The following is a 23,371-nucleotide window of genomic DNA, read 5'->3' on the forward strand; positions in this document are numbered from 1 at the left end:
TGTTTATTAAGAAGTGAAAGATGCGGTGAAAATAAATGATAAAATTTCAAAATGTTTCAAAAGTATATCAAGAAAATGCCGTTTTGTCCGATGTGAATTTAACAATCCAACAAGGCGAATTTTTTGTATTAGTAGGGCCGAGTGGTAGTGGAAAAACGACGACTTTGAAAATGATTAATCGGCTCATTGAGCCAACGACAGGTGAAGTGGCTCTCAATGAGCAAGCGGTAACCAACTACCCTTTACGTGAATTACGACTAAAAATTGGCTATGTTCTTCAGCAAATTGCCTTATTTCCTAACTTAACCGTGGCGGAAAATATTGAGTTGATTCCTGAAATGAAAAAATGGCCCAAAGAGCAACGCAGAGAGCGAACCATTGAACTATTGAAAAAAGTTCAGCTGGATCCTGAGGAATATCTGCATCGTAAGCCAGCAGCGCTTTCAGGAGGCGAACAACAACGTATCGGGATTTTACGCGCCATTGCAGCCGAACCAGAAGTGATTTTAATGGATGAACCTTTTAGCGCGCTAGATCCGATTTCAAGACATCATCTTCAACGTTTGGTGAAAGAACTTCATCAGGAATTAGCGAGTACCATTGTTTTTGTGACCCATGATATGACTGAAGCTTTACTGTTAGGAGAGCGCATCTGTATTATGGACGCTGGTAAAATTATTCAAGTCGATACGCCAGAAGACATTCAAAAACATCCGAAAAATAATTTTGTCGGTCAATTTTTCAAACAATCTTCGCCAGAACTAGCGAACTATTGTGGCGCTGACTTGACTGCATTTTTAGAAGCCGCAGATGAGACGATTGAGCCAGTGCCGACTGTTTTCATGGAAACCAATTTAAAAGAGATTGTCCAACTCATTAATGCGCAAGAGAAAGCAAATTTAGTAGAAAAACAACAAGTTTTAGGGTGTATCACCTCAAAAACGATTACTCGTTTTATGGAACAACTGTTGGAAAGCGAGGGACAGTAGATGCAAGCACTGATTGAAACTTTTTTCGCTCGAAAAGAAGAATATCTGCAAGCGTTAATCGAGCATATGCAATTGTCCTTTATTTCGTTATTATTCGCTGCATTGATTGCAATTCCTTTAGCCATTTATTTAACGAGTCATCGTAAGTTAGCGGAAAGTCTGTTACAAGTGACTGGGATTTTCCAAACCATCCCTTCTTTAGCCTTGCTAGGCTTACTGATTCCGTTAATTGGTATTGGTCGACCACCGGCAATTGTTGCGCTAGTGATTTATGCCTTATTCCCAATTTTACAAAACACCTATACTGGTTTGACGGAAATTGATCCTTCGTTAGAAGAAGCCGCAGAAGCATTTGGGATGAGTAAAAAAGAAAAACTGTTTAAGTTTGAGTTACAAATGGCATTACCATTTATTATTTCTGGGATTCGAACGGCTACCGTTTTAATTATTGGTACGGCCACGTTGGCGGCGTTAATTGGAGCAGGCGGTTTAGGGACCTTCATTTTATTAGGAATTGATCGAAATAATTTATCGTTGATTTTTATTGGAGCTCTTTCATCAGCTGCACTAGCAGTCTTATTTAATTATGGAATTCATTGGTTGGAAAAAGCGAATGGGCGGCGACTAATCATTGGCGGTACTATTTTAGGCCTTTTGTTAGGTGGTTCATTTTTCTGGAATCAACAAACTTCTTCAAAGGAAAAACAGCTGACAATTGCTGGCAAATTAGGAGCGGAACCAGATATTATTATTAATATGTATAAAGCCTTAATTGAAGAAAATAGCGACATTCAGGTGACGTTAAAGCCAAACTTTGGCAAGACTACTTTTTTATATAATGCCTTGAAATCAGATGAAATCGATCTTTATCCGGAATTTACAGGAACAGTGATCGAAACCTTTTTAAAAAATCCTCCTCAGCTAGACAATCAACCTCAAGTAGTCTATGAAGCGGCACGCGCTGGCTTGAAAAAACAAGAAAACCTTACTTTGTTGAAACCGATGCGCTATGAAAATACGTATGCCGTCGCAGTTAAACGCTCATTTGCAAAAGCGCATCAATTAAAAACGATTAGTGATTTACAGAAAATTAGCAATCAGTTGAAAGCAGGTTTTACGTTAGAATTTATTGATCGGCAAGATGGTTATAAGGGATTACAAGAAAAATATCATTTAAATCTGAATGTCCAATCGATGGAACCGGCGTTACGCTATCAAGCGATTAATAATGGTGAGGTAAATGTGATTGATGCCTATTCAACGGATAGTGAATTGAGACAATACGATTTAGTAACGTTAGAAGATGATCAAGCGCTATTTCCGCCTTATCAAGGAGCACCACTTATTAAAACAGCAACGTTGGAAAAATATCCAGAATTAGCAGAAATATTGAATAAATTGGCAGGAAAAATTAGCGAAGAAGAAATGAGTGAAATGAATTATCAAGTCAATGTGGAAGGGCAAGATCCTAGCATAGTGGCGAAAGACTATTTAAAAGAAAAGAATCTTCTTAAATAAGTATTTTTTACTGAAAAAGACTGGTATATAAACATTTATCCAGTCTTTTTCAGATAAATAAAGAGTTTAATGTGAAAAGTACCTGTATTTTTACTCATTTTTGGATATAATAAAAGAAATGAATGGAGAGGAGTGGTCTATATGAAAAAAGCAGAACGCCAACGTTTGATTAAACAATTAATTATGCAACAAGAAATTGAAACACAAGATGAATTAATCACTCGTTTGGAAGAACTTGGCGTCCGAGCCACTCAAGCGACTGTTTCAAGAGATATCCGTGAAATGAGTATTGTTAAAACACATGGTGCAGATGGTCGTGTCAAATATGCAATTTTTTCTCAAGCACAAGGCACAAGCAGTGAAGAGAAATTACGAGAATCAGTAAAAGATTCAGTTGTTCGAATGGAGCGAGTACAATTTATTGTCATCTTGCATACAGAGATGGGAAATGCCGATGTGGTGAGTAACTTTTTAGATGAAGTAGCTTATCCAGAAGTGGCTGGTACAGTGGCTGGTGCGGATACGATTATTGTGATTACACGTTCAGAAGAGGATGCGGAACACTTTATCGAACGCATCGAAAATATGATTTTTTAAAATTGAAAGCATCAATAGAAGGGAGTTTTTTTCTTGGTAGAATTGAAAGCGCTACAAAACGGTTCGGATATTCGGGGAATTGCTTTGGATACGGAAGAGCAAACTGCAACATTAACCACAACAGCAGTAGCCGAGATTGCGGTGGGCGTGGTTCGTTGGTTACAGGATAAAAAACAGCTGCCACGAAAGGCACAACAGCGCCTGACAATTGCAATCGGACATGATAGTCGTCTAACGGCGGAGCCGATTAAGCAAGCATTAGTAGATACGTTTCTTTCATTAGGTATTCAGGTGATTGACGTTGGTTTAGCTACGACGCCTGCTATGTTTATGGCTACTCAATTTCCAACGCTTCAATGTGATGCAGCGATTATGATTACAGCTAGCCATTTGCCTTACTACTTTAATGGCTTGAAGTTCTTCACAGCAGAAGGTGGAGCAGAGAAAGAAGATATTCGGTATATTTTATCTCATACTGATCCGCTGACGGCCAATGAAAATGGCACACTGATGAAGCAAGAGTTACTGCCAATTTATGCGGAGCATTTGGTGGAAAAAATCCGCCAAGGAATTCATTCGCCAGAAGAGAAACCTTTACAGGGCTTTCGAATTATCGTTGATGCGGGTAATGGGGCTGGGGGCTTCTTTGCGGAGCAGGTTCTTCAAGTTTTGGGCGCTGATACGACGGGATCACAGTTTTTAGAACCAGATGGGCATTTTCCTAATCATGTACCTAATCCAGATAATTCTGAAGCAATGAAAAGTATTCAAACAGCTGTTTTAGCTAATCAGGCAGATTTGGGCATTATTTTTGATACAGATGTAGATCGTTCGGCCGTAGTGGACCAATCAGGTGAGGTACTAAACCGAAATAATTTAATTGCTGTTTTAGCGGCAATCGTTTTAAAAGAAGCGCCTGGTAGTTATATTGTGACAAATTCGCCAACCTCAAGTCATTTAAAAACATTTATTGAAGAAAAAGGCGGCCAACAGATTCGTTATATTTCTGGTTACCGAAATGTCATTAATAAAATGATTGAATTGAATCATGGGGGCTTTCAGACACCGTTAGCCATTGAAACCAGTGGTCATGCAGCGTTTCAAGAAAACTACAATCTGGATGATGGTGCATATGTCGTGGCGAAAATTTTAATGTTGTTACCAGAATTGAAACAAAACAATCAAACGTTAGGAGATCTGATGGCTACATTGAAGCAACCGGCAGAAACCAACGAATTTCGCTTCAAAATTACTGCGGAGGATGTTACTTGTTATGGGCAACAAGTCTTGCGAGACTTTGAATTGTTTGTAGAAAATCAAGCAGACTTTGCTGTGGACCGTGAAAACCAAGAAGGTGTTCGGGGAAACGTGTCTGGTCAATATGGCAGTGGTTGGTTTTTGCTACGCTTAAGTCTGCATGAACCGTTGCTTGTTCTTCAGGTAGAGAATGACCAAAGCGATAAAAATGAGTGTGTCATCGAAAAAATTGCCACTTTTTTACAAAAATATGAGGAAATAGATAGTCAGCAAATAGAAAAATAATCTAGGAAATTAAAGGTGTTCTTATGGAAAATGTCTTAAAAGGAAAACACATTGGCTTTTCTCATTTTAGAGAAGAATATATCGAACATATTGCAAAACAGCAATGGGATAATGAATTGCTTCGGCATTTGAGCTGGGATGCTTTACATCCGTGGGGGCTTGAAGAATGGAAAGATTTCACGATTAATAAAGGAGAAGATGATCGATTTCTATTTGCTATTTTAGAAAATACGACAGAGAAATTTATTGGTTGGGTCTCGTTGTCTGATGTACAGTTGAAAAATAGAGGGGCCAATTTAGGGATTGCTATTTTACAAAAAGAGCAACGAGGTCAAGGATATGGCTTTGAGGCGGTGTCTTTAATTTGTAAATTTGCTTTTTATGAATTGGGCTTGCACAAAATCAGATTAGCTGTCAATAGTAACAATCAAAAAGCGATTCATGTTTATGAAAAAGTAGGCTTCAAAAAAGAAGGAATTGATAGAGAAGCGTTATTTCAAGATGGCCAATGGCTGGATATCTACAATTACGGAATTTTACAAAAAGAGTGGCTACAAATGATTAAGGCTGAGAGTTAGCTCAGGAACTGTTTAACACCAAGACACTGAGCAAACGCAGATATGCCGTTATCAGCAGTGAATGTGCGGTAAAATAAAAAAACAGAAGAAATCGGCGGTTACCGTCCGATTTCTTCTGTTTTTTTACCATAGGCCAGGCGCTGCAGTCACAACGATTTGTTTTTTTGTAAACGGATGGAGTAAATGAAGTTGTGAAGCATGGAGCATTAAACGAGCTGCCTGCGATTTTGGGTTGTATAACGGATCACCAATAATTGGATGCCCTTCGCTAGCTAAATGGACCCGAATTTGGTGCGTCCGACCTGTTTCTAAAACACAGGTAACTGCGGTTTGATTGTTAGAAAGAGCTTGGACCACTTGGACATGTGTAATCGCTGAATCCCCTTTTTGAGGATCAATCCGTCGTTTCCGGCGATCATGTCGATCACGACCAATCGGCTGATTGATTGTCTGCTCTTTTTGGTTAAAGTGACCAGCTACAATCGCTTGATATTGGCGGTAAATTTGTTTTGTTTCTAATAAACGACCTAAAATAGGTAAGACAAAAGGATTTTTAGCAAAGACAATCGCACCACTGGTTTCTTTATCTAATCGATGAACGACATAAGGGACCTGATTTTTCTCGGCTAAATAGGCAGCAACATGATTTAACAAGGTGTCTGTTTCCTGTGGCTGATTTGGATGGGTTTTAATGCCATAAGGTTTATTTACAATCATTAAATGTTCGTCTTCATATAAAACCTTCACATGCGTTGCTTCCCCCAAATGAATAGTGGGACGCACATAATCGGTTTCTTCAAACGTTAAGGTGACACAATCGCCAGCTTGGACTGGAAAATGAAAAGCAGCTGTTTCTCCGTTGATTTTGACATTTTTTCGCGTGCGTAAAAAATGGCGCACTTTTCGAGGGACTAGCCACTCATTTTCTAATAGTTCTTTTACAGTCATTGTTGAAAAATTTTCAGGTAATCTCATTGAATATTCCACCAAATCCCACCTTTCACTGATTCGCTATTTAGTGTAACAAAGCTACTCAAAAGGTCAAGTCAGAACGGAAAAAAAGCTGAAATTTGTTAGAAAGGCAGTTCCTTGAGAGATTCTTAAACAAATTTACATAAAAAACGAAGAAAAGCATGATAGAATAGAGGCTAAATAAAGACTCGTTTCTAAGCGTAAGCAATTATTTACCTCTAGTGAAGGCCACATTTCCTTTGCTACAGCGAAAAGACCATTGAAATTGTTTTTCAAGAATTTTTCATGCTTTAGACCTAGGTCGTACCCACAAGAATATGGTAGACTTAGCCAAGAAACGTAAACAGAGGGAGTACTATGGACAATCTTAAACAATTTTTTAGTAAAGTCGGTGTCGGATTACGTCATTTTTGGACGTGGATAAAGCCTTATTTAATACAATTCCATCAAGCCAGAAAGCGGATTTGGAAAAAGTATCAAATCAATAAAATTTTCTTGTTAATTGGTTTGGTAGTCGCTTTAGGTGCCAGTATTTATTTATTTTACTTAGCCAAGTCCGCAAACGTTGAGACCCTAAAATCGGGGCTAAGTGAATCAACACGCGTTTATGATGAATCAGGAAAAGAAGTCGGAAAGTTATTCGGGCAAAAAGGGACTTTTGTGGAACTGGATAATATTTCTCCTTATATTCAAGATGCGGTTATTTCAACTGAAGATCGCGGGTTTTATCAACATAAAGGGTATTCCATCAAAGGGATTGCTCGTGCGGTTGTTGGAAAATTGACCTTCGGGAAAATCGGTGGCGGTGGTGGCGGAAGTACAATTACGCAGCAATTAGCCAAAAATGCTTACTTAACGCAAGAGCAAACGTTAGATAGGAAAGCCAGAGAATTATTCTTAGCGATTGAAATCGAAAAGAAATATTCGAAAAAAGATATCTTGGCAATGTATTTAAATAATTCTTATTTTGGTAATGGTGTCTGGGGCGTGCAAGATGCAGCTCGTAAATACTTTGGCGTGGATGCGTCCCAAGTTACAGTGGGGGAAGCCGCAACGCTAGCGGGCATGTTAAAAGGGCCAGGAATCTATAATCCAATTGATTACATTGACAATGCCACAGCGCGACGGAATACCGTTTTACAACTAATGGTTGACAATAAAAAACTATCTCAAGAAGAAGCCAATCAAGAAGCGAGTGTTAACTTAGCGAGTCTATTAAATGACACCTATGTTGGCGACGAAAATAGTTACAAATATCCATATTATTTTGATGCGGTAATTGATGAAGCGGTCAATCGTTATAAATTTAAAGAAGAAGATATTTTAAATAAAGGCTACAAGATTTACACTTCTTTAAATCAGGGGTATCAAGATGCGATGGATGCAACTTATAAAAATGATGCACTATTTCCACCCAATGCAGAAGATGGTGCCATGGTTCAAAGTGGCTCTGTAGCCATTGATCCGAAAACCGGCGGCGTGCAAGCACTGGTGGGCGGTCGAGGGGAACACGTTTATCGAGGCTTTAACTTTGCAACGCAAACAAAACGTTCACCAGGCTCGTCCTTAAAACCAATTTCAGTCTATACACCAGCTTTAGAGGCTGGCTATAAACCAGACTCTGTTTTAGAAGATAAACCACAAGATTATTATCCAGCGCAAAACTATAGCCGCACGTACAGTGGAGAAGTTCCTATGTACCAAGCCTTAGGAGAAAGCTTAAATTTACCAGCGGTATGGTTATTACATCAAATTGGTTTAGATAAAGGCTATGAAAAAACAGAGAAATTTGGCATTCCATTATCAGAAAAAGATCGGTACTATGGTTTAGCCCTTGGGGGATTACAAACGGGTGTTTCGCCACTAACTATGGCGGGAGCTTATAGTGCCTTTGCCAATGAAGGCTATAAAACTGAAACGCATTTAATTACAAAAATCGTCGACTCAACTGGCGCAATTGTAGTTGATAATACTAAAGTCAAGAAAGAACAAGTCATTACCAAAGATGTTGCAGACGGGATTACAAGTATGTTACTAGGGGTCTTTAGTTCTGGGAGCGGGGTCAACGCACAACCAGCAGGCTACGTAATGGCTGGTAAAACAGGTACGACAGAAACCAACTTCGATAGTAGTAAAACGAACGATCAGTGGGTGATTGGTTATACATCAGAAGTTGTCATTGCTACTTGGTTAGGCTTCCAAGAAACCAGTAAAACCCATTATCTGGAAGGTAGTAGCGCCACATATGCCTCTCAGGTGTTCAACAGTCAAGCCAGTGGCATCTTGCCACAAGTCAAACAAGCACAATTTCCTGTCGCGGATGCTTATGCCACAGGTGGGAAAGTTGTTGATAGCAACGATAGTTTAACCGGTGGAGCCAATTCTAATTGGCGGGATAACTTAAAAGACTTTGGAAACTCTGTTCAAGATGGCGCTAGCAATTTCGGAGATACATTGAATGAAGTTGGGGGACAAATTAAAGACGGCGCGAAAAAAGTCAAAGACAAGATTGAAGGAATTTTCGGAGGCTTATTAGGAAATTAGTTGGGAAAACCTAAGAGAAATGGTACAATAAAGATGAAACTATTGAGAAAAGAGGGATTCCATTGAGTAACATTTATGATACAGCCAATCAGATTGAACGTGAACTACGTGAGTTAGACGAATTTAAAGCATTACAAGCAGCGTATGAAGAAGTAAAAGCAGACGAAGCAGCTTACACATTGTTTAAAGAATTCCAAGGATTCCAACAAGGACTTCAAGAAAAACAAATGCGCGGCGAAGAATTCACGGATGAAGATGCTGAAAAAGCACAAAGCATTGCAACGAAAGTGCAAGAAACAGCAGTTATCAACGAATTAATGCAAAAAGAACAAGCGTTTAGCTTAGTTGTCAATGATTTAAACCGAATTATCATGACTCCTGTGCGTGATATGTATAACGATTAATTTACGTAATTGAACTCTGACAAGTTGTCTATAAGACAATTTGTCAGAGTTTTTCTTTTACTGAAAATAAAAAAACGAACAAATTTTCGTATGTTTTTACTGACCAAGCTGGCAGAAAATGATATGATAAAGGGAGGAGAAAAGGAGGGGAAACGATGAAACTATTGCATACAGCTGATTTACACATGGATCGGTCTTTTGAAGGGTTAACTGGGATCCCGACAGCCTTAGCGAAGCGCTTAAGAGAAGCTAATCAACAATTGTTGATGAATATCGTAACAGTTGCCATTCGAGAAGCGGTGGACTTGGTTATTTTTGCAGGAGATACGTTTCATCAAAGTCAGACCTCTATTTCAATGCAAGCCCAATTGATGGCTGCATTAGAACAGTTGAAACAAGCAGAAATCCCTGTGATTCTAACATTTGGGAATCATGATTACTATAAAAAAGACCGCTATTGGTTTTCTTTTCCAGACAATGTTTTTTTATTTGAAAAAGAAATGGTTGAGACACTGTATTTTGAAACGAAAGCGGGCGAACAAGTGGCTGTTTCAGGGTTTAGTTATGAGCATCCTTGGATTGATGAAAATAAAGCACTAGAATTTCCTATCAAACAAGCAGAATCTGACATTCATATTGGGATTTATCATGGAGACACCAGTCGGAAAGCGCAACAAAATTATGCTCCGTTTACATGGAAGGATTTAAAAGCCACTGGTTATAATTATTGGGCATTGGGCCATATTCATCAGCCGCAAATTGTTAGTGAACAACCGCTAATTGTTTATCCTGGAACACCTCAAGGGCACACGAAAAAAGAACAGTCTTTACAAGGGGTTGCAGTGGTCACACTTTCCCAAAATCAAGCGACTGTTCAATTTGAAAAAGTCGCAGAAATAGATTGGACGAATGAAGAAGTATCTCTGGCGCAATGTCGTGACACCCAAAGCGTTTTGTCTTATCTTGAAACCAGTTTGCTGACGAAGTGGCATGCGCATCAGCAACAGCAATTGATGGCGTTGACACTGAGAGAAACGCAACATTTGGATGTGACCGTGGTGCAAACCATTGTCAATGGTGAACTATTAAGCTACTTACAGCAGCAGCTTTTACAAAAAACGCAAGGTGATTTTTTTGTTTATCGTCTTGTATTGCAAGCAGAGGAACCAACGAAAGAACCGATCTATTTAGCCGCTAGTCCCAATTTATTAACGGCATTAGAAAAAACATACTTAGATCCAGTTATTTTTGAAGATACCACCAAGGAATTGTTACGTTATCCAGAATTTGCTGGAATTTTTTCAATGGATGAGCAGTGGCGATTAGAGAGCTTGCGCCTAGCACATGAGCAAATTAATGAAGACTTTACTATTCAGGAGGACCCACTATGAAATTACTTGCAGTAGAGATTGTGGGCTTTGGAAAATGGCAACAACAGAAAATTACATTTGAATCTGGTAATCAATTGCTGTACGGCGCAAATGAAGTTGGCAAGTCCACATTGTATCAATTCATTCAAGCAATGCTGTTTGGGTTTCCCACAAAGGGCAAAAGAAAACGCGATTACGCACCTAAAAATGGTGGCTCGTATGGTGGTCGTTTGTGGTTGGCACATCCTGTGTTTGGGGAAGTTCAAGTCGAGCGTTTTAAAGAAAAAAATAAAGGGCAAGCAATCATTTATTATCAACAACAAATGGGGGATGAAAAAACCTTACAGCAAATGTTACATCCGCTAACGAAAAAGTTATTTCAAGAGGTTTTTACTTTCCAACAAGAACAATTAATTACGAGTGACAAGTTGACAGAAGAGGAACTGCAAACATCCTTGTTAGCCATTGGTGTTTCTGGTAGTCAACAACTTTTGACTTACCGAAATGCGTACTTTAAAGAAGCACAAAAAATCTTTAAAGGCAAAGGGCAGCAGCCATTACTCAATCAGAAGTTGGCGGCTTATCAAGAACTAAAAGAGCAAATTCAAGAGAAAGAAGCGCAGCAACAAACTTTTCAACAATTAGAAGAAACGATTCGCGAAACAGAACAACGGCGAGTGACACTGCAACAGCAATTAAAAGGAACGCAACAGGGCTTGTTACAGGTTGCGGAACAGCAACGTCACTTTCCCTTGTACGAAGAATGGCAGTCGCTACCTGAAGAAACAGAGAACGTTGTTTTAGTAAAAGAAGACCAAGTTCAATTAGAAGAAACCTTTCAAGAATATATGTACCTAGATAAAGAACGACAACGTTTGACCAAAGAGTTATCTCTTCAGTCAGAAGCGCTCGATGTTCCAGAAGGCTATGCTTTTTACCTAGAACAAGAAGCATTGATTCAACAATTGTTGAATCAACGCTATGATATGCAACAATTGATGACGGAATCGGAATGGATGACCCAAACCTTTGAGCAAAATCGTCAAGAAATGGTCCTTTTAGAGAACGAATGGTCATGGTCGCCTGAACGACCACCACAGCTTTTTTATGACAACGAAACCGTTCAAAAGTGGCGCCAACAACAAGTTGCGTATACGCAAGCTCTTCAAAAAGGACAAGAACAGAAAGCATTCTTGACTTCTCAAATTGAAAATCTGGAAGACCAGTTAACGGATTTTGAAAAAGCGCATGCCGCATTTTTTGGTGAAGCGACGCGTGCCCAAAAAGCGCAGAAAACAAGTCAACCACTTTGGTTATTGCTAGGAAGTATCCTTGCATTACTCGGTTTCTTTTTGCCAAGCCCTTTAAAATGGGGCCTAGTTCTCGTGGGAGTTAGTTTTATCGCGAAAGAAGTGCTTAGCTACGCCACTAGAAAAGAAGCTTCCTCTGATGAAGTGAAAGAAGAGTGGCAGACAAAACTTTCGCAACTAGATTATTTAAATGAACAGTTCCAACAGGCGCTGAATCAAGAACGTGAGGCACAACTGCAAGTGGAACAACTTGAACAAGCAGTAGCGGAGCAAGCCCAAGTCCATCAATTAGGAAAAATGAATCAAATTGATACTTTAATGAATCAGCGGGAATTGATTACGCGCTATTTATTGCTTGTTCAAACAAATGAAGAACTCATGAGTCAATTGAAGGAAAATCAACAAAAACGCCAAGGATTTGAAGAACAAGTCTTTCCATTGATGACGCATTTACCCTTGCAAGGAAAGAGCCTTTCCGAAAAGTTACACTTTTTAGAAGGGTTTGCTGAAGAAATGGAGAAGGTTCGCTTTGCTCAAGAGTATCAAGCAGATGGCTATCTCAAACAGCAGTTACGAGAGTTGAAAACTAAACAGCAAGAAGCATTAACACGAATTCAGCCTTTACTAATTCGTTATCGGATTCTATCAATCGCTGATGTTCCAAGTAGGATTCAACAGCTGACCACTCAGCAAGCTCAAGTTGGTCGTGGGCAAGAATTAGCGACACAATTAGGCAATCTGTTTCCAGAAGCGGTAACAGAAGCAACGTTAAAAGACCGTTCTTTACAACTGGCGCAGCAACAAGCACTGGAAGAAAGTCAGTTAAATAAAATACAAGAACAGTATCAAGCGTTGATTTATGAAAAACAACAATTAATGACGGATGGTACCTTAGATGAGTTGTATCAACGACAAGCAATTTTAAAAGCGGAAATCAAAGAACTAGCTCAACGTTGGTCTGGGTATCAACTAGCGGGACAACTGTTAATGGACCTATTAACAGAGCTTTCGGAACAACAATTGCCCAGCTTATTACAGTATGCATCAAGCTACTTTGCACTTTTAACAAATCAGCGTTATCAATCAATCCAAGTAGCCGAAGGTCAACTAGTTGCGGTGACGAAAGAACAAGAAATGTTTTATTTACATGAATTATCAACTGGCACTAAAGATCAATTGATGATGGCTGTTCGTTTTGCCTTTTTAGCAGTCCAAGGAGAGCAACTGATTTGTCCAATTATCATTGATGATGGCTGGTTACACTATGATCATCAAAGAAAAGCCCAATTAGCTGAATTATTTACTAAATTTGGTCAAAAACAGCAAGTCATTTGTTTTTCTTCTGACCAAGAAATGGTAAGCTATTATCAGGACTTACAACAAAGAGTAATTGCGTTAGAAGGAGGAAGCGTCAAGTGAAAAAATTACGTGAATTAACAGTAGAAGAACTTTTTGAATCATTTGTTCTAATTAAAAATGCCGATGTACGTGTAGCTAAAAATGGGAAAAAGTTTATTGCCTTTACCTTTCAAGACACATCTGGCACGATTGACGGAAAATATTGGGACGCCTCTGAGGATGAAATTACACGGTTTACTGCGGGAAACGTTGTTTTACTGAATGGGAAACGAGAAGTTTATCAAAATAAACCCCAAGTAAAAATTTTACACATGCGTTTAGCGACAGCAGAGGAACCAAGCCAGCCAAGTTTATATATGGAACGAGCGCCTTTGAAAAAAGAAGAGATGGTCGAGGAAATCAATCAAGTGATTTTTGAGATTACCAATGCTCATTGGAATCGTATTGTGCGCTATCTCATGACGAAATACCAACAAGAATTTTATGAATTTCCTGCAGCCAAACGGAACCATCATGCTTTTGCGAATGGCTTAGCTTACCACACTGTCTCAATGTTGCGCCTAGGCAAAGCAATTGCTAAGGAATATCCTGAAATTAACACGTCACTATTATACGCGGGGATTATTTTACATGACTTAGGAAAAGTTTTAGAATTATCTGGTGCTATTACGACAGAATATACGGTGGCAGGGAACTTAATTGGTCATTTAGTTTTGGTGGATGAGGAAATTACCAAGGCGTGTTTGGCTTTGAAAATTGATGATCGAGAAGAAGACGTTGTCGTTCTTCGGCACATGGTCTTAGCCCACCATGGATTGTTGGAATATGGCTCACCTGTGCGACCAAGAATTATGGAAGCGGAAATCTTACATCAAATTGATACCATGGATGCGTCCATTCAAATGATGCTAGGGGCAATTCGTCAAACACAGCCTGGGGAGTATACGGAACGAATCTTTGGTTTAGATAACCGCAGTTTCTATGTTCCAAAAGATAAATAAAAAAAGAGAGTGGTCAATCGACCACTCTCTTTTTTATGCTTATTTAGAAGAAGATTCTGTTGTTTTGCTTGAAGAATCTGTTGTTTTGCTTGAAGAATCTGTTGCTTTTTCAGAGTCGCTTGTTTTGGTATCGCTTGTTTTGGTATCGCTTGTTTTAGAATCACTTGATTTTGATTCTTTTTTCTCTGAAGAAGCGCTTGAAGATTCAGTTTGCATGTAGCCTGCTAAAGCGTTCTTGAAGGCATCATCTTTAATTTTCACATTGGCCGCTTTTAATTCGTCACTAATGACTTTCGAAACAAATGTTTGATCGGCTAATTTTGTTTCTTCAGCAATTTTCTTGATCTCTTTTTCATAAGGTTTCATGTCATTGCCTTTTGCTTTGTTTTTCGTCATTTTCACTACATAGTAGGTTGTTTGGTAGGTTTGCATATTTGTTGCAGCAATTGGTTCTGACACTTCGCCATCTTTTAATTTGAAGGCAGCTTCTTTAACTTCGGCAGGAACAGTTGTTGCTTGTGAATCAAATTTAATTTTACCGCCATCTTTTTTCGTAGCAGCATCTGTTGATTTTTCTTTAGCAATTTTTGTGAAATCGCCGCCGTCAGTGATTTCTTTCTTGACAGCTTTGGCATCATCTTCTGAAGCAACTTGGATAATTTGTGCTTCTACTTCTGGATGGAAACTTGCCCAAGCTGTTTTTAAGTCTTCATCTGTAATTTTTAAGTGGGCTTTTAGACCTGCATCATAGGCTGCTCTTTGTTTTAATTGTTTCTTGAATGCTTTTTCAGTTAAACCAGCTTGTTTTAATGCATCAGAGAACTTTCCACCTTGTGCTTCTACTTGTTCTTTGGCTTCGTCAAAGTTTTTTTGAATATCTTTGTCAGTTACTTTGTCGCCATATTTTTCTTCAAAGACTTTATAAATAACCATTTGGCTAAACGCTTGTTGGCTAGTGCTTTGTTCTTTAATTTGGTTATAAAAATCATCAACAGTAATTGTTGAACCTTTCATTGTTGCGATATCTTTTGAACCGCTTGAACACGCTGCTAAACTAAAAACGGCCATTGCGCCCGCTGCAGCTAAGATTAGTTTTTTCTTCATTCTCTTATGCACTCCTGTTTTTTTTAGTTTTATTTCTGTTATAACTATACCATACCTTATTTTGAAAAAGAAAGAGTCTCAGGCATAGTTTCAAACAAAATTCGTATTTACGTCACACTTTTTATTTTTTTAATAACAAAAGAAATAATTAACATAAAAGACTTTACTTTTGCTTGTTGGTTTGTGTGTCAGGTAATTCAGCCGTGATTTTAGCAATTTGTTCTTTAATTTGAGCAATCCGAGGTTCCGCTTGGAATTTGAAATCAGTGATTTCTTGTTGCAGGTCTTTTGAAAATTCAGTTGCCAGTGGAACGTTTTCTTCGACAACTGCCAAATTTCGTTGCACCTGATCCCAGTCATTCGTGACTTGATTTTTCAGTGAACGATAGTCCTCTAGCTCATTGATTAAATGTTGGCGTGTTTCTTTCCCGCTTCTTGGAGCAGCCAACAAGCCGCCAATGGTACCAGCAGCTGCACCAAAAAAGAGACCTTTAATAAATTTTTTCATTTAGTTCACCTGCTTTGCAATGGTCTCAGCAATTTCTTGCATCGCTTCGGCGGAATAGTCCTCTTGATGGTTGCCAAAATGAATAGAGAAATCATCTTCTTTTGAATAACGGGGAATCAAATGAACGTGGGAATGGAAAACGGATTGATAAGCCACTTCCTTATTGTTATTTAAAATGTTTAATCCTTCCATTTCTGGAAAAGCTTTTTCTAATGCTCGTGCTACTTTAGGAATACGAGCAAAGACGTCGCTTGCTAAAACGTCATTATATTCAAAAATATCAGCAACGTGTTGTTTTGGAATCATTAAGGTATGCCCTTTGGTCACTTGTGTAATGTCTAAAAACGCGTAGACTTTCTCGTCTTCATAGACTTTATAACTTGGGATTTCGCCGTTGATAATTTTACAAAAAATACAATCATTCATGAAAAATTCCTCTTTTCTCTAGGTTCTTTCCTTTACTTTACCACAAGTTGATTTCTCTGTGGATGAAAAAGTACGTGAGTTCGCTAAAAAGTTCGTTTCATTTCGTGTATAATAAGAGAAAGAAAAAAATCCATTTAATTAAGGGAGTAATTTTTGAATTCTTGGTTCGCTTAGGGTTTAATAATGGTAGAGAGAAAAGGTTGGAGGCAAAAGAAATGAGCTTAACAATTGAACATTTAACAGGAGGTTACGGCCATATTCCTGTCTTAAAAGATATTAATTTTGACGTCAAGTCTGGTGAAATGGTTGGTTTAATCGGCTTGAATGGTGCGGGGAAAAGTACCACCATCAAAAATATTATTGGGTTACTTACGCCGCAAAAAGGCAAAATTATGATTGACGGGGAAACATTGCAACAAGCCCCTGAAGAATATCGTAAAAAAATCGGGTATATTCCGGAAACACCTTCTTTATATGAAGAATTAACATTGAAAGAGCATATCGAAGTAACGGCCTTGGCTTATGATATTCCATTAGAAGAAGCATTCAAACGAGCAGAACCATTACTAAAAACGTTCCGTTTAGACAATAAATTGGAATGGTTTCCTGCTAATTTTTCAAAAGGCATGAAACAAAAAGTTATGGTACTTTGTGCATTCTTAATTGAACCGAGTTTATATATTATTGATGAACCTTTTCTAGGCTTAGATCCTTTAGCAATTCATGCTTTATTAGAATTAATGGATACGATGCGTAAGCAAGGGGCAGCGATTTTAATGTCCACGCATATTTTAGCAACAGCTGAAAAATATTGTGATCGCTTTGTGGTGCTACACGAAGGGAAATTACGGGCAAACGGTACAATGGCTGAATTACGTGCAGAATTTAATTTACCAGAGTCTTCTTTAGATGATATTTATCTTGCCTTGACGAAGGAAGAAAAGGTGGGGTAACATGGGCGAATTTTTTAGTCAACGTTTGTCACGGCATTTCAAAAAAATGTCCAAGTACTTGCGCTATATTTTAAATGATCATTTTGTTTTAGTCTGTATGTTTTTATTAGGCGGATTAGGTCTGTACTATTCCCAGTTGTTAAAAGAATTACCTCGTGATTTTGTTTGGGGCAGACCGTTAATTCTATTGAGCTGGCTGCTACTCATTCAAGTTGGTAAGTTGGCTACTCTGACAGAAGAGCCAGACAAGGTGTTTTTATTACCAAAAGAAAAACAATTCGCTGCTTATCTGAAACGAGCGCTGCGCTACTCTTTACTTTTACCGATTGTAGTCAGCTTTCTAGGAAGTGGCCTATTGATGCCGTTGATTGTAGTCACAACAGGTTGGTCGTTTCAAACCTTCTTTTTATTTTTGGTCATGCTAGTTTGTATGATTTATACACATCTTAGTTTACAAAGCTATGGGCTCTATCATCTTTCGTCAACCACTTACCGTAGTTGGTGGTTTGTTTGGTTGATCAGTAGTCTCTTGATTATGACGGGAGCTATTTACTGGACGCCTTGGGTTGGTGTGATTGGTGGCATCATTCTGGCCGTTGGTTTATCGAGTATTTGGCAAAATAAGATGAAACAGAGTTTCTTGGATTGGGAAAAAATGATCCAAAAAGAACAAAACAGAATGCATAGAATTTATAAATTCATTCAGCTGTTTACAGATATTCCTGAAGTGAGTAGTACAGTGAAACGCCGTAAATACTTAGATCCTCTCCTCGGAGTAGTCAAAAAAACATCTGAGAACACGTATGCTTACTTATTCATTCGGAGCTTTTTACGAGGTAGCGAATATAGCGGCTTATTGTTTCGTTTGATTTTGGTTGGTGGCGTGCTACTCTTCTTTTTACAAGAATTCTGGATTGCGTTGGTAGTTGCTCTATTGTTTGTCTATTTAATCGGGTTCCAGTTGATTCCCATGTATACGCAATTTGATTATATGGTGATGACACAGCTATATCCAATTTCAATAGAAAAAAAACAAGCAGCGATTCGCCGGTTAATTAGCGGCGCATTATCTGTTGTGGCCATTATTTTTGGTGGGATTGTCTGCCTTCGTTTAGACAGTTTGCAAAATAGCTTGATCATTCTGGGTGCCTTAATTGTAGAAGTTGTGATTTTCACTAAAATGTATGTTCCAATGCGCTTGAATAAGTTATAAAGATGAGAAAACCCAGCAAAATTTACAAAAGAACCACATAGAAGCTTGACGAAGCAAGGTTTGGCGACTAAAATGGTAATTGCTGTAAAAATTGCAATAAAATTGTGTTGAGATAGGAGATAATTTCCATGGAATTTCAGTTGGATAAAGACTGGCGTCTGCAGCCGATAAAGGGCGCAACTGGTCAAACATACATGGGAATAAAAGAAACCGAGAAAGTGTTCATTAAACGAAACACTTCTCCACTTCTTGCAGCATTGTCTAAAGAAGGGTTAGCCCCGAAGATGATTTGGACAAAGCGGACAGCGAATGGCGACGTACTAACAGCCCAAGAATGGCTGGAAGGACGTTTATTACATGCGGACGAAATTGGCAAACGCAATGACGTGATTGACGTGTTATACCAATTGCATCATTCCAATTTGCTGAAAGACATGTTGAAAAAAATTGGTGGCGAAGTTTGTACCCCGCTAACAATGTTGAAAGAGTATAAGCGTCAACTACCTAAAGAATTAAAACGAAACAGTTATTTAAAAGAAGTAATCACTTATTTATATAATCATTTACCAGAATATCCAGAAACTAGTTATGTAGCTGTTCACGGCGATGTGAATCATCGGAATTGGTTAGTCTCGAATAATTATCTCTATTTAGTAGATTGGGATTCTGTGATGGTCGCGGACCCAGCGGTAGATTTAGGAATGATTTTGAGTCATTATGTCCCTCGTTCCGGCTGGAATCAATGGTTACTATCTTATGGTTTAATCCCAAATGAAAGTACAGTTCAACGAATTTATTGGTATGGTTTATTTAGCTTTTTACAAGAGATTGTTCGTCATCACCAAGAGGGCGAAAGAAGAGCAATGACTGCAGAAATTTTACAATTAAAACGAATGTTTAGTAGTTAAACTAATTCATTTAACATCCACACAGGCTGGCGAATTTCACCAGTCTGTTTTTAAAAGAAAGGAATTTTAAAGATGCGTGTAAGAAATAGACCCGGAGCAGCAGAATATATGGCAAAATATCCACAATATGTGGTAGAAGGCCCTGAAAAATGGCAAGGGAAATGGCAAGAACGTTTTGGCAATAATCATCCCATCCACATTGAAATTGGTTCAGGTAAAGGTCGTTTTATTTATGAAATGGCTAAAGCACATCCTGAAATTAATTATATTGGTATCGATATGCAATTAAGTATTTTATCGATTGCATTAGATAAGCTAGTGGCCGAGCCGTTACCTAATCTACAGTTATTGCGAGTAGACGGCGAAGCATTAACAGAATATTTTGCTGAAAATGAAGTAGATTTAATCTATTTAAATTTTTCAGATCCTTGGCCAAAGAAAAAACATGAAAAACGTCGTTTAACGTATAAAAACTTTTTAGCGACAGATGAAATTATTTTAAAACCAAATGGAGAAATTCATTTTAAAACGGATAATCAAGGGCTCTTCGAATACTCATTAAGTAGCTTTTCTAAATATGGCATGATTATTGAACGTGTGTGGCTAGATTTGCATAATAGCGAGTTTGAAGGCAACATTATGACAGAATACGAAGAAAAATTTTCTAGTCGTGGTCAACGAATTTATCGAGTAGAAGCACGTTTTGTTGCAAAATAAAAACAAGCATTCCTTTATTTTAAGTGAAGGAATGCTTGTTTTTTATTATTTAAGAAAGCCTAAGTTGTCGTTCTTAAAGCATAAGCGTCCAATAAAATTCTTGCCAGAATGGATAGTGGTAACCGTGAACGCACTTCATAATCGGGGAAAAAGGAGCCTTCTGATTTGAAGCCTACGAACGGAATTTCAATATATTTCATTAAACTAGAGTGTTTGCTTGCAGTTAAAAGGATAGTCCCAATTTCTGAGTCGTAACAGTTTTTACCAGCGACAACTAATTCTTGGGTTTCTCCGTTTAAAGAAACAAAAAGAGCCACATCTTTTTTTGATAACTTTTTACTAATATTTTTAATAATTTCTGGGTCCGTATGCAGTTCACAGTATTTGCCAGCCAATTGAAACTTAACCATCATTTCCTGAGCAATTAATTCTGAAAAACCTCTAGCAAAGATAATAATCCGTCGAGAAGCCTTGATTTTTTGGATCGCATCTTCGATATTACCAATTTCAATCATGTTAATCGTGCGAGTTACTTCTTCTTCATTCTTTAAAATGGCCGTCCGAATTCCTCGGTCTACTTTTTCTAATGCTGAAAAATTTATATTTTGGTTTTCTTTATCTTTCAAGTGATGCTTGAAGGATGTGAAACCTTCATAGCCTTTCTTTTTCATGGTTCTTACAATCGTCGCAGTTGATACGTTGGCTCGTTCGCTTAATTTTACAATGGAATAATCAGGGATTTCTAAAATATGTGTTTCGATAAAATGCCAGAGATATTGCTCTGACTCACTCAATTTTTGTTCCATAATGGCCAGCCCTTCTTTCTTTCACTAAAAAAACATTTATAAGCCTATTTTTAATGAAAAAAAATAAAAAAGCTAGAGAAATTATGAAATTGTAAATGTTTTCTATATTTTTGCGAAAGAATGAAAACCTTTACATGGTATTTTGAGACATAATAAAGAGGAGAAAGGAGGAACTACAGTGACTATTTATACATGTACATTAAATTTAGCCATTGATTTATTTATCGAAACAGAAGAGCTAGTTCCTTTTGTCGTGAATCGCACGAAGGAAGATGATATTCAAGCAAACGGGAAAGGAGTCAATGTTTCCCTAATTTTAAAGATGTTAGGGATTGATAATACCGCTTTGGGAGTCAAAGCTGGTTTCACTGGGAACTATGTCGAGGATTATTTAAAAGAAAAAGAGATAACCACTGATTTTATCGAAGTCGCTGGCACAACGAGAATCAATGTGTTTACAAAAGTTACCCAAGATCAAAAGGAATACAAATTAGTCAATAAAGGACCAAAATTATCTGAAGAACATGTACAACGTTTTTTGAAAAAAATTTCAGAGTTACGTAAAGGGGATTATTTGTGCGTATCAGGAAGTTTACCACAAGGGGTTTCGCCAAGTATTTTGATTGAAATTAGCCGAATTTGTTTTGAAAAACAGGTGTTCTTAATCTTAGACAGTAGTTATGAAGAAATTTTAGATTGTTTGCCTTATCAACCATTTTTATTGAAACCAAATGAAGAAGAACTTCAAGAGTGGTTTCATACAGAAGTGCAGACTAAGGATGATTACATTTTTTACGGACAAGAATTACTGAAGCGGGGAGCCAAAAATATTTTACTTTCTTTAGGTAGTGAAGGGGCTTTATTTATGAATAATGAAAAGGTTCTTTCAGGTAATTCACCAACTGGAATGGTTGTGAATACAGCTTGTTCAGGGGATGCAATGTTAGGTACCTTTTTAGCTGGCTGGCATCAAGGACTTTCATTGGAAAAAAATTTAAAAAGAAGTATTGCAGCAGGTAGTTCAACAGCATTTCGCAAAGGATTGACAGATTTTTCAGATGTTCAGGAGTTAGAGCAACAAATAAAGATTCAAGAGGAGGAATAAACAGATGGCTACGTATCAATTAATAGCTGCTACAGGTTGTCCGACGGGAATAGCGCACACGTATATGGCACAGGAGGCATTGGAACAAGCTGCGAAACGTAAAGGTATTACGATTAAGGTTGAAACACATGGTCAGATTGGTATAGAAAACGAGTTAACACCTGCAGAAATCCAAGGAGCGGAGGCAGTCATTATTACCGCCGACAAAGACGTTCAAGCAGAACGTTTTGCTGGGAAACGAATTATTGATGTCCCTGTCAGTGTGGGGATTAAAGAAGCAGATCGCTTAATTGAAGAAGCGCTCGCAGGAAAAGGATCGATTGCGGCCGAAAACCAAGCAGTGGATGAACTTGAACAGGAAACACAAATTTCTTCAGGAAATGTTGGACATAGTATTTATAAAAACTTAATGAATGGCGTCTCTCACATGTTGCCGTTTGTAGTAGCAGGCGGCGTTTTAATTGCTCTTTCTTTTGCTATTTGGGGTATTTATTCATTTGATCCAGAAAGTAGTCAGTATAATGCTACCGCTGCTATGTTAAAAAGTATTGGTGATGCCTCAATGGGCATGATGGTGCCAATCTTATCTGCGTATATCGCAGAGGGGATTGCCAAACGACCTGGTTTGGTTGTGGGCTTTGTCGGTGGTTTGATTGCTAACACTGGTGGTACTGGCTTTTTAGGAGGGATATTATCTGGTTTCCTTGCTGGGTATTTCATTCTTTTATTACAAAGAGTATTTAAAGGTTTGCCTAAATCATTAGATGGTTTAAAAGCAATTTTCCTTTATCCAGTCATTGGCGTTGCAGTTATTGGTATCACTATGTCTTTACTAGCAGATCCGATGAAAGCTGTTAACGAAGGAATGATGAGCTTTTTAGCTAGTTTCCAAAACTCCAGTCCGTTGGTTTTAGGAATTATTGTGGGTTGTATGTGTGCCTTTGATATGGGAGGTCCAGTTAATAAAGCGGCCTATGTTACTGGGACGGCACTCTTAGCTCAAGGAAATACTTCTTTTATGGCAGGAGTTTCTGCTGCCTGCATAGCGCCACCTTTAATTACAGGCTTTGCTACATTATTCTTTGGAAAATACTTTGACACAAATGAACGCAATGCGGGGCTAGTGAACTTTATTTTAGGCTCCACACATATTACAGAAGGCGCTATTCCGTTTGCGGCAAAAGACCCATTGAAGGTTTTACCAATTATGATGCTCGGATCTTCAATTGCGGCAGTCTTAACGTATATGTTTGGGGTACAAGTGCCAGCACCTCATGGAGGCTTTCTTGTTTTACCAGTTGTTACTCACGCTGTTCAATGGGTTCTGGCAATTTTAGCTGGTTCATTGGTAGGCGGTTTATTGCTAGGTTTTGTACAAAAAAGTAGAATCGCCAAACAAGAGCAATCGTTATCAAAAAAATGAAATAACAGGAATTAGGAGTGGATG

At 38.2% G+C, this 23,371-nt stretch carries 21 protein-coding genes; 16 read left to right on the forward strand and 5 right to left on the reverse strand.

Going from position 1 to position 23,371, the window contains the following annotated elements:
* Nucleotides 1-35: 35 nt before the first annotated feature.
* From IGJ37_RS02200 to IGJ37_RS02220, 5 genes are all read left to right on the forward strand, one after another.
* Nucleotides 36-989 carry an ABC transporter ATP-binding protein gene (locus IGJ37_RS02200; RefSeq protein WP_325814951.1) on the forward strand — a complete coding sequence of 318 codons (954 nt, stop codon included), beginning with the start codon at nucleotides 36-38 and terminating at the stop codon, nucleotides 987-989.
* Nucleotides 990-2,507 carry an ABC transporter permease/substrate-binding protein gene (locus tag IGJ37_RS02205; RefSeq protein ID WP_002355507.1) on the forward strand — a complete coding sequence of 506 codons (1,518 nt, stop codon included), beginning with the start codon at nucleotides 990-992 and terminating at the stop codon, nucleotides 2,505-2,507.
* A gap of 141 nt (nucleotides 2,508-2,648) precedes the next feature.
* On the forward strand, nucleotides 2,649-3,104 hold the full coding sequence (gene argR, locus IGJ37_RS02210) for an arginine repressor (RefSeq protein WP_002355509.1): 456 nt from the start codon (nucleotides 2,649-2,651) through the stop codon (nucleotides 3,102-3,104).
* Between the two features lie 33 nt (nucleotides 3,105-3,137).
* On the forward strand, nucleotides 3,138-4,646 hold the full coding sequence (locus tag IGJ37_RS02215) for a phosphoglucomutase/phosphomannomutase (protein ID WP_010819193.1): 1,509 nt from the start codon (nucleotides 3,138-3,140) through the stop codon (nucleotides 4,644-4,646).
* Nucleotides 4,647-4,669: 23 nt separating this feature from the next.
* The gene (locus IGJ37_RS02220) at nucleotides 4,670-5,224 is read left to right on the forward strand and encodes a GNAT family N-acetyltransferase (protein ID WP_002361240.1); all 555 of its coding nucleotides are present in this window, start codon (nucleotides 4,670-4,672) and stop codon (nucleotides 5,222-5,224) included.
* A 123-nt stretch (nucleotides 5,225-5,347) separates the two neighbouring features.
* Here the strand turns inward: IGJ37_RS02220 and IGJ37_RS02225 are convergent, their stop codons facing one another.
* Complete coding sequence (locus IGJ37_RS02225; RefSeq protein ID WP_002378018.1) at nucleotides 5,348-6,211, reverse strand: RluA family pseudouridine synthase; 864 nt, start codon at nucleotides 6,209-6,211, stop codon at nucleotides 5,348-5,350.
* A gap of 342 nt (nucleotides 6,212-6,553) precedes the next feature.
* Here IGJ37_RS02225 and IGJ37_RS02230 point away from each other — a divergent pair, with 342 nt between their 5' ends.
* The 5 genes from IGJ37_RS02230 (at nucleotide 6,554) to IGJ37_RS02250 (ending at nucleotide 14,184) form a co-directional block, all read left to right on the forward strand.
* Nucleotides 6,554-8,740 (forward strand): PBP1A family penicillin-binding protein, encoded by a 2,187-nt coding sequence (locus tag IGJ37_RS02230; RefSeq protein WP_430598951.1) that lies wholly within the window; start codon nucleotides 6,554-6,556, stop codon nucleotides 8,738-8,740.
* 62 nt (nucleotides 8,741-8,802) lie between these two features.
* Nucleotides 8,803-9,144 (forward strand): YlbF family regulator, encoded by a 342-nt coding sequence (locus tag IGJ37_RS02235; protein WP_002355518.1) that lies wholly within the window; start codon nucleotides 8,803-8,805, stop codon nucleotides 9,142-9,144.
* A gap of 155 nt (nucleotides 9,145-9,299) precedes the next feature.
* Complete coding sequence (locus IGJ37_RS02240) at nucleotides 9,300-10,535, forward strand: metallophosphoesterase (protein WP_325814952.1); 1,236 nt, start codon at nucleotides 9,300-9,302, stop codon at nucleotides 10,533-10,535.
* Nucleotides 10,532-13,243, forward strand: a complete 2,712-nt coding sequence (locus IGJ37_RS02245) for an ATP-binding protein (protein WP_325814953.1) — start codon at nucleotides 10,532-10,534, stop codon at nucleotides 13,241-13,243. The genes IGJ37_RS02240 and IGJ37_RS02245 overlap by 4 nt, the downstream gene beginning before the upstream one ends.
* Entirely contained in the window at nucleotides 13,240-14,184 is a 945-nt protein-coding gene (locus IGJ37_RS02250) for a 3'-5' exoribonuclease YhaM family protein (RefSeq protein ID WP_002355522.1), read from the forward strand. Before IGJ37_RS02245 ends, IGJ37_RS02250 begins: the two co-directional genes overlap by 4 nt.
* Before the next feature lie 39 nt (nucleotides 14,185-14,223).
* On the opposite strand, the gene IGJ37_RS02255 is transcribed toward IGJ37_RS02250, so the two are convergent.
* The 3 genes from IGJ37_RS02255 to IGJ37_RS02265 all read right to left on the reverse strand — a co-directional run bounded on the left by IGJ37_RS02255 (nucleotide 14,224) and on the right by IGJ37_RS02265 (nucleotide 16,222).
* Complete coding sequence (locus IGJ37_RS02255) at nucleotides 14,224-15,288, reverse strand: peptidylprolyl isomerase (protein WP_325814954.1); 1,065 nt, start codon at nucleotides 15,286-15,288, stop codon at nucleotides 14,224-14,226.
* 163 nt (nucleotides 15,289-15,451) lie between these two features.
* Nucleotides 15,452-15,796 carry a YtxH domain-containing protein gene (locus IGJ37_RS02260; RefSeq protein ID WP_002355526.1) on the reverse strand — a complete coding sequence of 115 codons (345 nt, stop codon included), beginning with the start codon at nucleotides 15,794-15,796 and terminating at the stop codon, nucleotides 15,452-15,454.
* Nucleotides 15,797-16,222, reverse strand: coding sequence for an HIT family protein (locus tag IGJ37_RS02265; protein ID WP_002355527.1), 426 nt, complete (start codon nucleotides 16,220-16,222; stop codon nucleotides 15,797-15,799). It abuts the gene before it with no gap.
* A 215-nt stretch (nucleotides 16,223-16,437) separates the two neighbouring features.
* Between IGJ37_RS02265 and IGJ37_RS02270 the strand changes: the two genes are divergently transcribed.
* The 4 genes from IGJ37_RS02270 to trmB all read left to right on the forward strand — a co-directional run bounded on the left by IGJ37_RS02270 (nucleotide 16,438) and on the right by trmB (nucleotide 20,013).
* Nucleotides 16,438-17,175: an ABC transporter ATP-binding protein gene (locus IGJ37_RS02270; protein WP_002363160.1), complete on the forward strand. Its 738-nt coding sequence runs from the start codon at nucleotides 16,438-16,440 to the stop codon at nucleotides 17,173-17,175.
* 1 nt (nucleotide 17,176) lies between these two features.
* On the forward strand, nucleotides 17,177-18,388 hold the full coding sequence (locus IGJ37_RS02275) for an ABC transporter permease (protein ID WP_325814955.1): 1,212 nt from the start codon (nucleotides 17,177-17,179) through the stop codon (nucleotides 18,386-18,388).
* A 128-nt stretch (nucleotides 18,389-18,516) separates the two neighbouring features.
* Entirely contained in the window at nucleotides 18,517-19,296 is a 780-nt protein-coding gene (locus IGJ37_RS02280) for a phosphotransferase family protein (RefSeq protein ID WP_002355531.1), read from the forward strand.
* A gap of 72 nt (nucleotides 19,297-19,368) precedes the next feature.
* The gene (gene trmB, locus IGJ37_RS02285) at nucleotides 19,369-20,013 is read left to right on the forward strand and encodes a tRNA (guanosine(46)-N7)-methyltransferase TrmB (protein WP_002355532.1); all 645 of its coding nucleotides are present in this window, start codon (nucleotides 19,369-19,371) and stop codon (nucleotides 20,011-20,013) included.
* Nucleotides 20,014-20,072: 59 nt separating this feature from the next.
* Here trmB and IGJ37_RS02290 read toward each other — a convergent pair whose 3' ends face one another.
* Entirely contained in the window at nucleotides 20,073-20,819 is a 747-nt protein-coding gene (locus IGJ37_RS02290) for a MurR/RpiR family transcriptional regulator (protein ID WP_002363162.1), read from the reverse strand.
* A 178-nt stretch (nucleotides 20,820-20,997) separates the two neighbouring features.
* On the opposite strand from IGJ37_RS02290, the gene pfkB reads away from it, so the two are divergent.
* Entirely contained in the window at nucleotides 20,998-21,924 is a 927-nt protein-coding gene (gene pfkB, locus IGJ37_RS02295) for a 1-phosphofructokinase (protein ID WP_002355534.1), read from the forward strand.
* 4 nt (nucleotides 21,925-21,928) lie between these two features.
* Nucleotides 21,929-23,347 carry a PTS fructose transporter subunit IIC gene (locus tag IGJ37_RS02300; RefSeq protein WP_325814956.1) on the forward strand — a complete coding sequence of 473 codons (1,419 nt, stop codon included), beginning with the start codon at nucleotides 21,929-21,931 and terminating at the stop codon, nucleotides 23,345-23,347.
* The last annotated feature ends 24 nt before the right edge of the window (nucleotides 23,348-23,371 follow it).

Origin of the sequence: Enterococcus sp. AZ104, from assembly GCF_050546705.1 — a bacterium.
In the GTDB taxonomy this organism is placed as follows: domain Bacteria; phylum Bacillota; class Bacilli; order Lactobacillales; family Enterococcaceae; genus Enterococcus; species Enterococcus faecalis.

What these genes read in the sequence shown, in the direction of transcription:
- IGJ37_RS02200 (WP_325814951.1), top strand. Translation starts at nt 36, where the DNA reads ATGATAAAATTTCAAAATGTTTCAAAAGTATATCAAGAAAATGCCGTT.
- argR (WP_002355509.1), top strand. Translation starts at nt 2,649, where the DNA reads ATGAAAAAAGCAGAACGCCAACGTTTGATTAAACAATTAATTATGCAA.
- IGJ37_RS02280 (WP_002355531.1), top strand. Translation starts at nt 18,517, where the DNA reads ATGGAATTTCAGTTGGATAAAGACTGGCGTCTGCAGCCGATAAAGGGC.
- IGJ37_RS02205 (WP_002355507.1), top strand. Translation starts at nt 990, where the DNA reads ATGCAAGCACTGATTGAAACTTTTTTCGCTCGAAAAGAAGAATATCTG.
- IGJ37_RS02265 (WP_002355527.1), bottom strand. Translation starts at nt 16,222, where the DNA reads ATGAATGATTGTATTTTTTGTAAAATTATCAACGGCGAAATCCCAAGT.
- IGJ37_RS02240 (WP_325814952.1), top strand. Translation starts at nt 9,300, where the DNA reads ATGAAACTATTGCATACAGCTGATTTACACATGGATCGGTCTTTTGAA.
- IGJ37_RS02245 (WP_325814953.1), top strand. Translation starts at nt 10,532, where the DNA reads ATGAAATTACTTGCAGTAGAGATTGTGGGCTTTGGAAAATGGCAACAA.
- IGJ37_RS02230 (WP_430598951.1), top strand. Translation starts at nt 6,554, where the DNA reads ATGGACAATCTTAAACAATTTTTTAGTAAAGTCGGTGTCGGATTACGT.
- IGJ37_RS02260 (WP_002355526.1), bottom strand. Translation starts at nt 15,796, where the DNA reads ATGAAAAAATTTATTAAAGGTCTCTTTTTTGGTGCAGCTGCTGGTACC.
- IGJ37_RS02220 (WP_002361240.1), top strand. Translation starts at nt 4,670, where the DNA reads ATGGAAAATGTCTTAAAAGGAAAACACATTGGCTTTTCTCATTTTAGA.
- IGJ37_RS02290 (WP_002363162.1), bottom strand. Translation starts at nt 20,819, where the DNA reads ATGGAACAAAAATTGAGTGAGTCAGAGCAATATCTCTGGCATTTTATC.
- IGJ37_RS02270 (WP_002363160.1), top strand. Translation starts at nt 16,438, where the DNA reads ATGAGCTTAACAATTGAACATTTAACAGGAGGTTACGGCCATATTCCT.
- IGJ37_RS02275 (WP_325814955.1), top strand. Translation starts at nt 17,177, where the DNA reads ATGGGCGAATTTTTTAGTCAACGTTTGTCACGGCATTTCAAAAAAATG.
- IGJ37_RS02300 (WP_325814956.1), top strand. Translation starts at nt 21,929, where the DNA reads ATGGCTACGTATCAATTAATAGCTGCTACAGGTTGTCCGACGGGAATA.
- IGJ37_RS02255 (WP_325814954.1), bottom strand. Translation starts at nt 15,288, where the DNA reads ATGAAGAAAAAACTAATCTTAGCTGCAGCGGGCGCAATGGCCGTTTTT.
- trmB (WP_002355532.1), top strand. Translation starts at nt 19,369, where the DNA reads ATGCGTGTAAGAAATAGACCCGGAGCAGCAGAATATATGGCAAAATAT.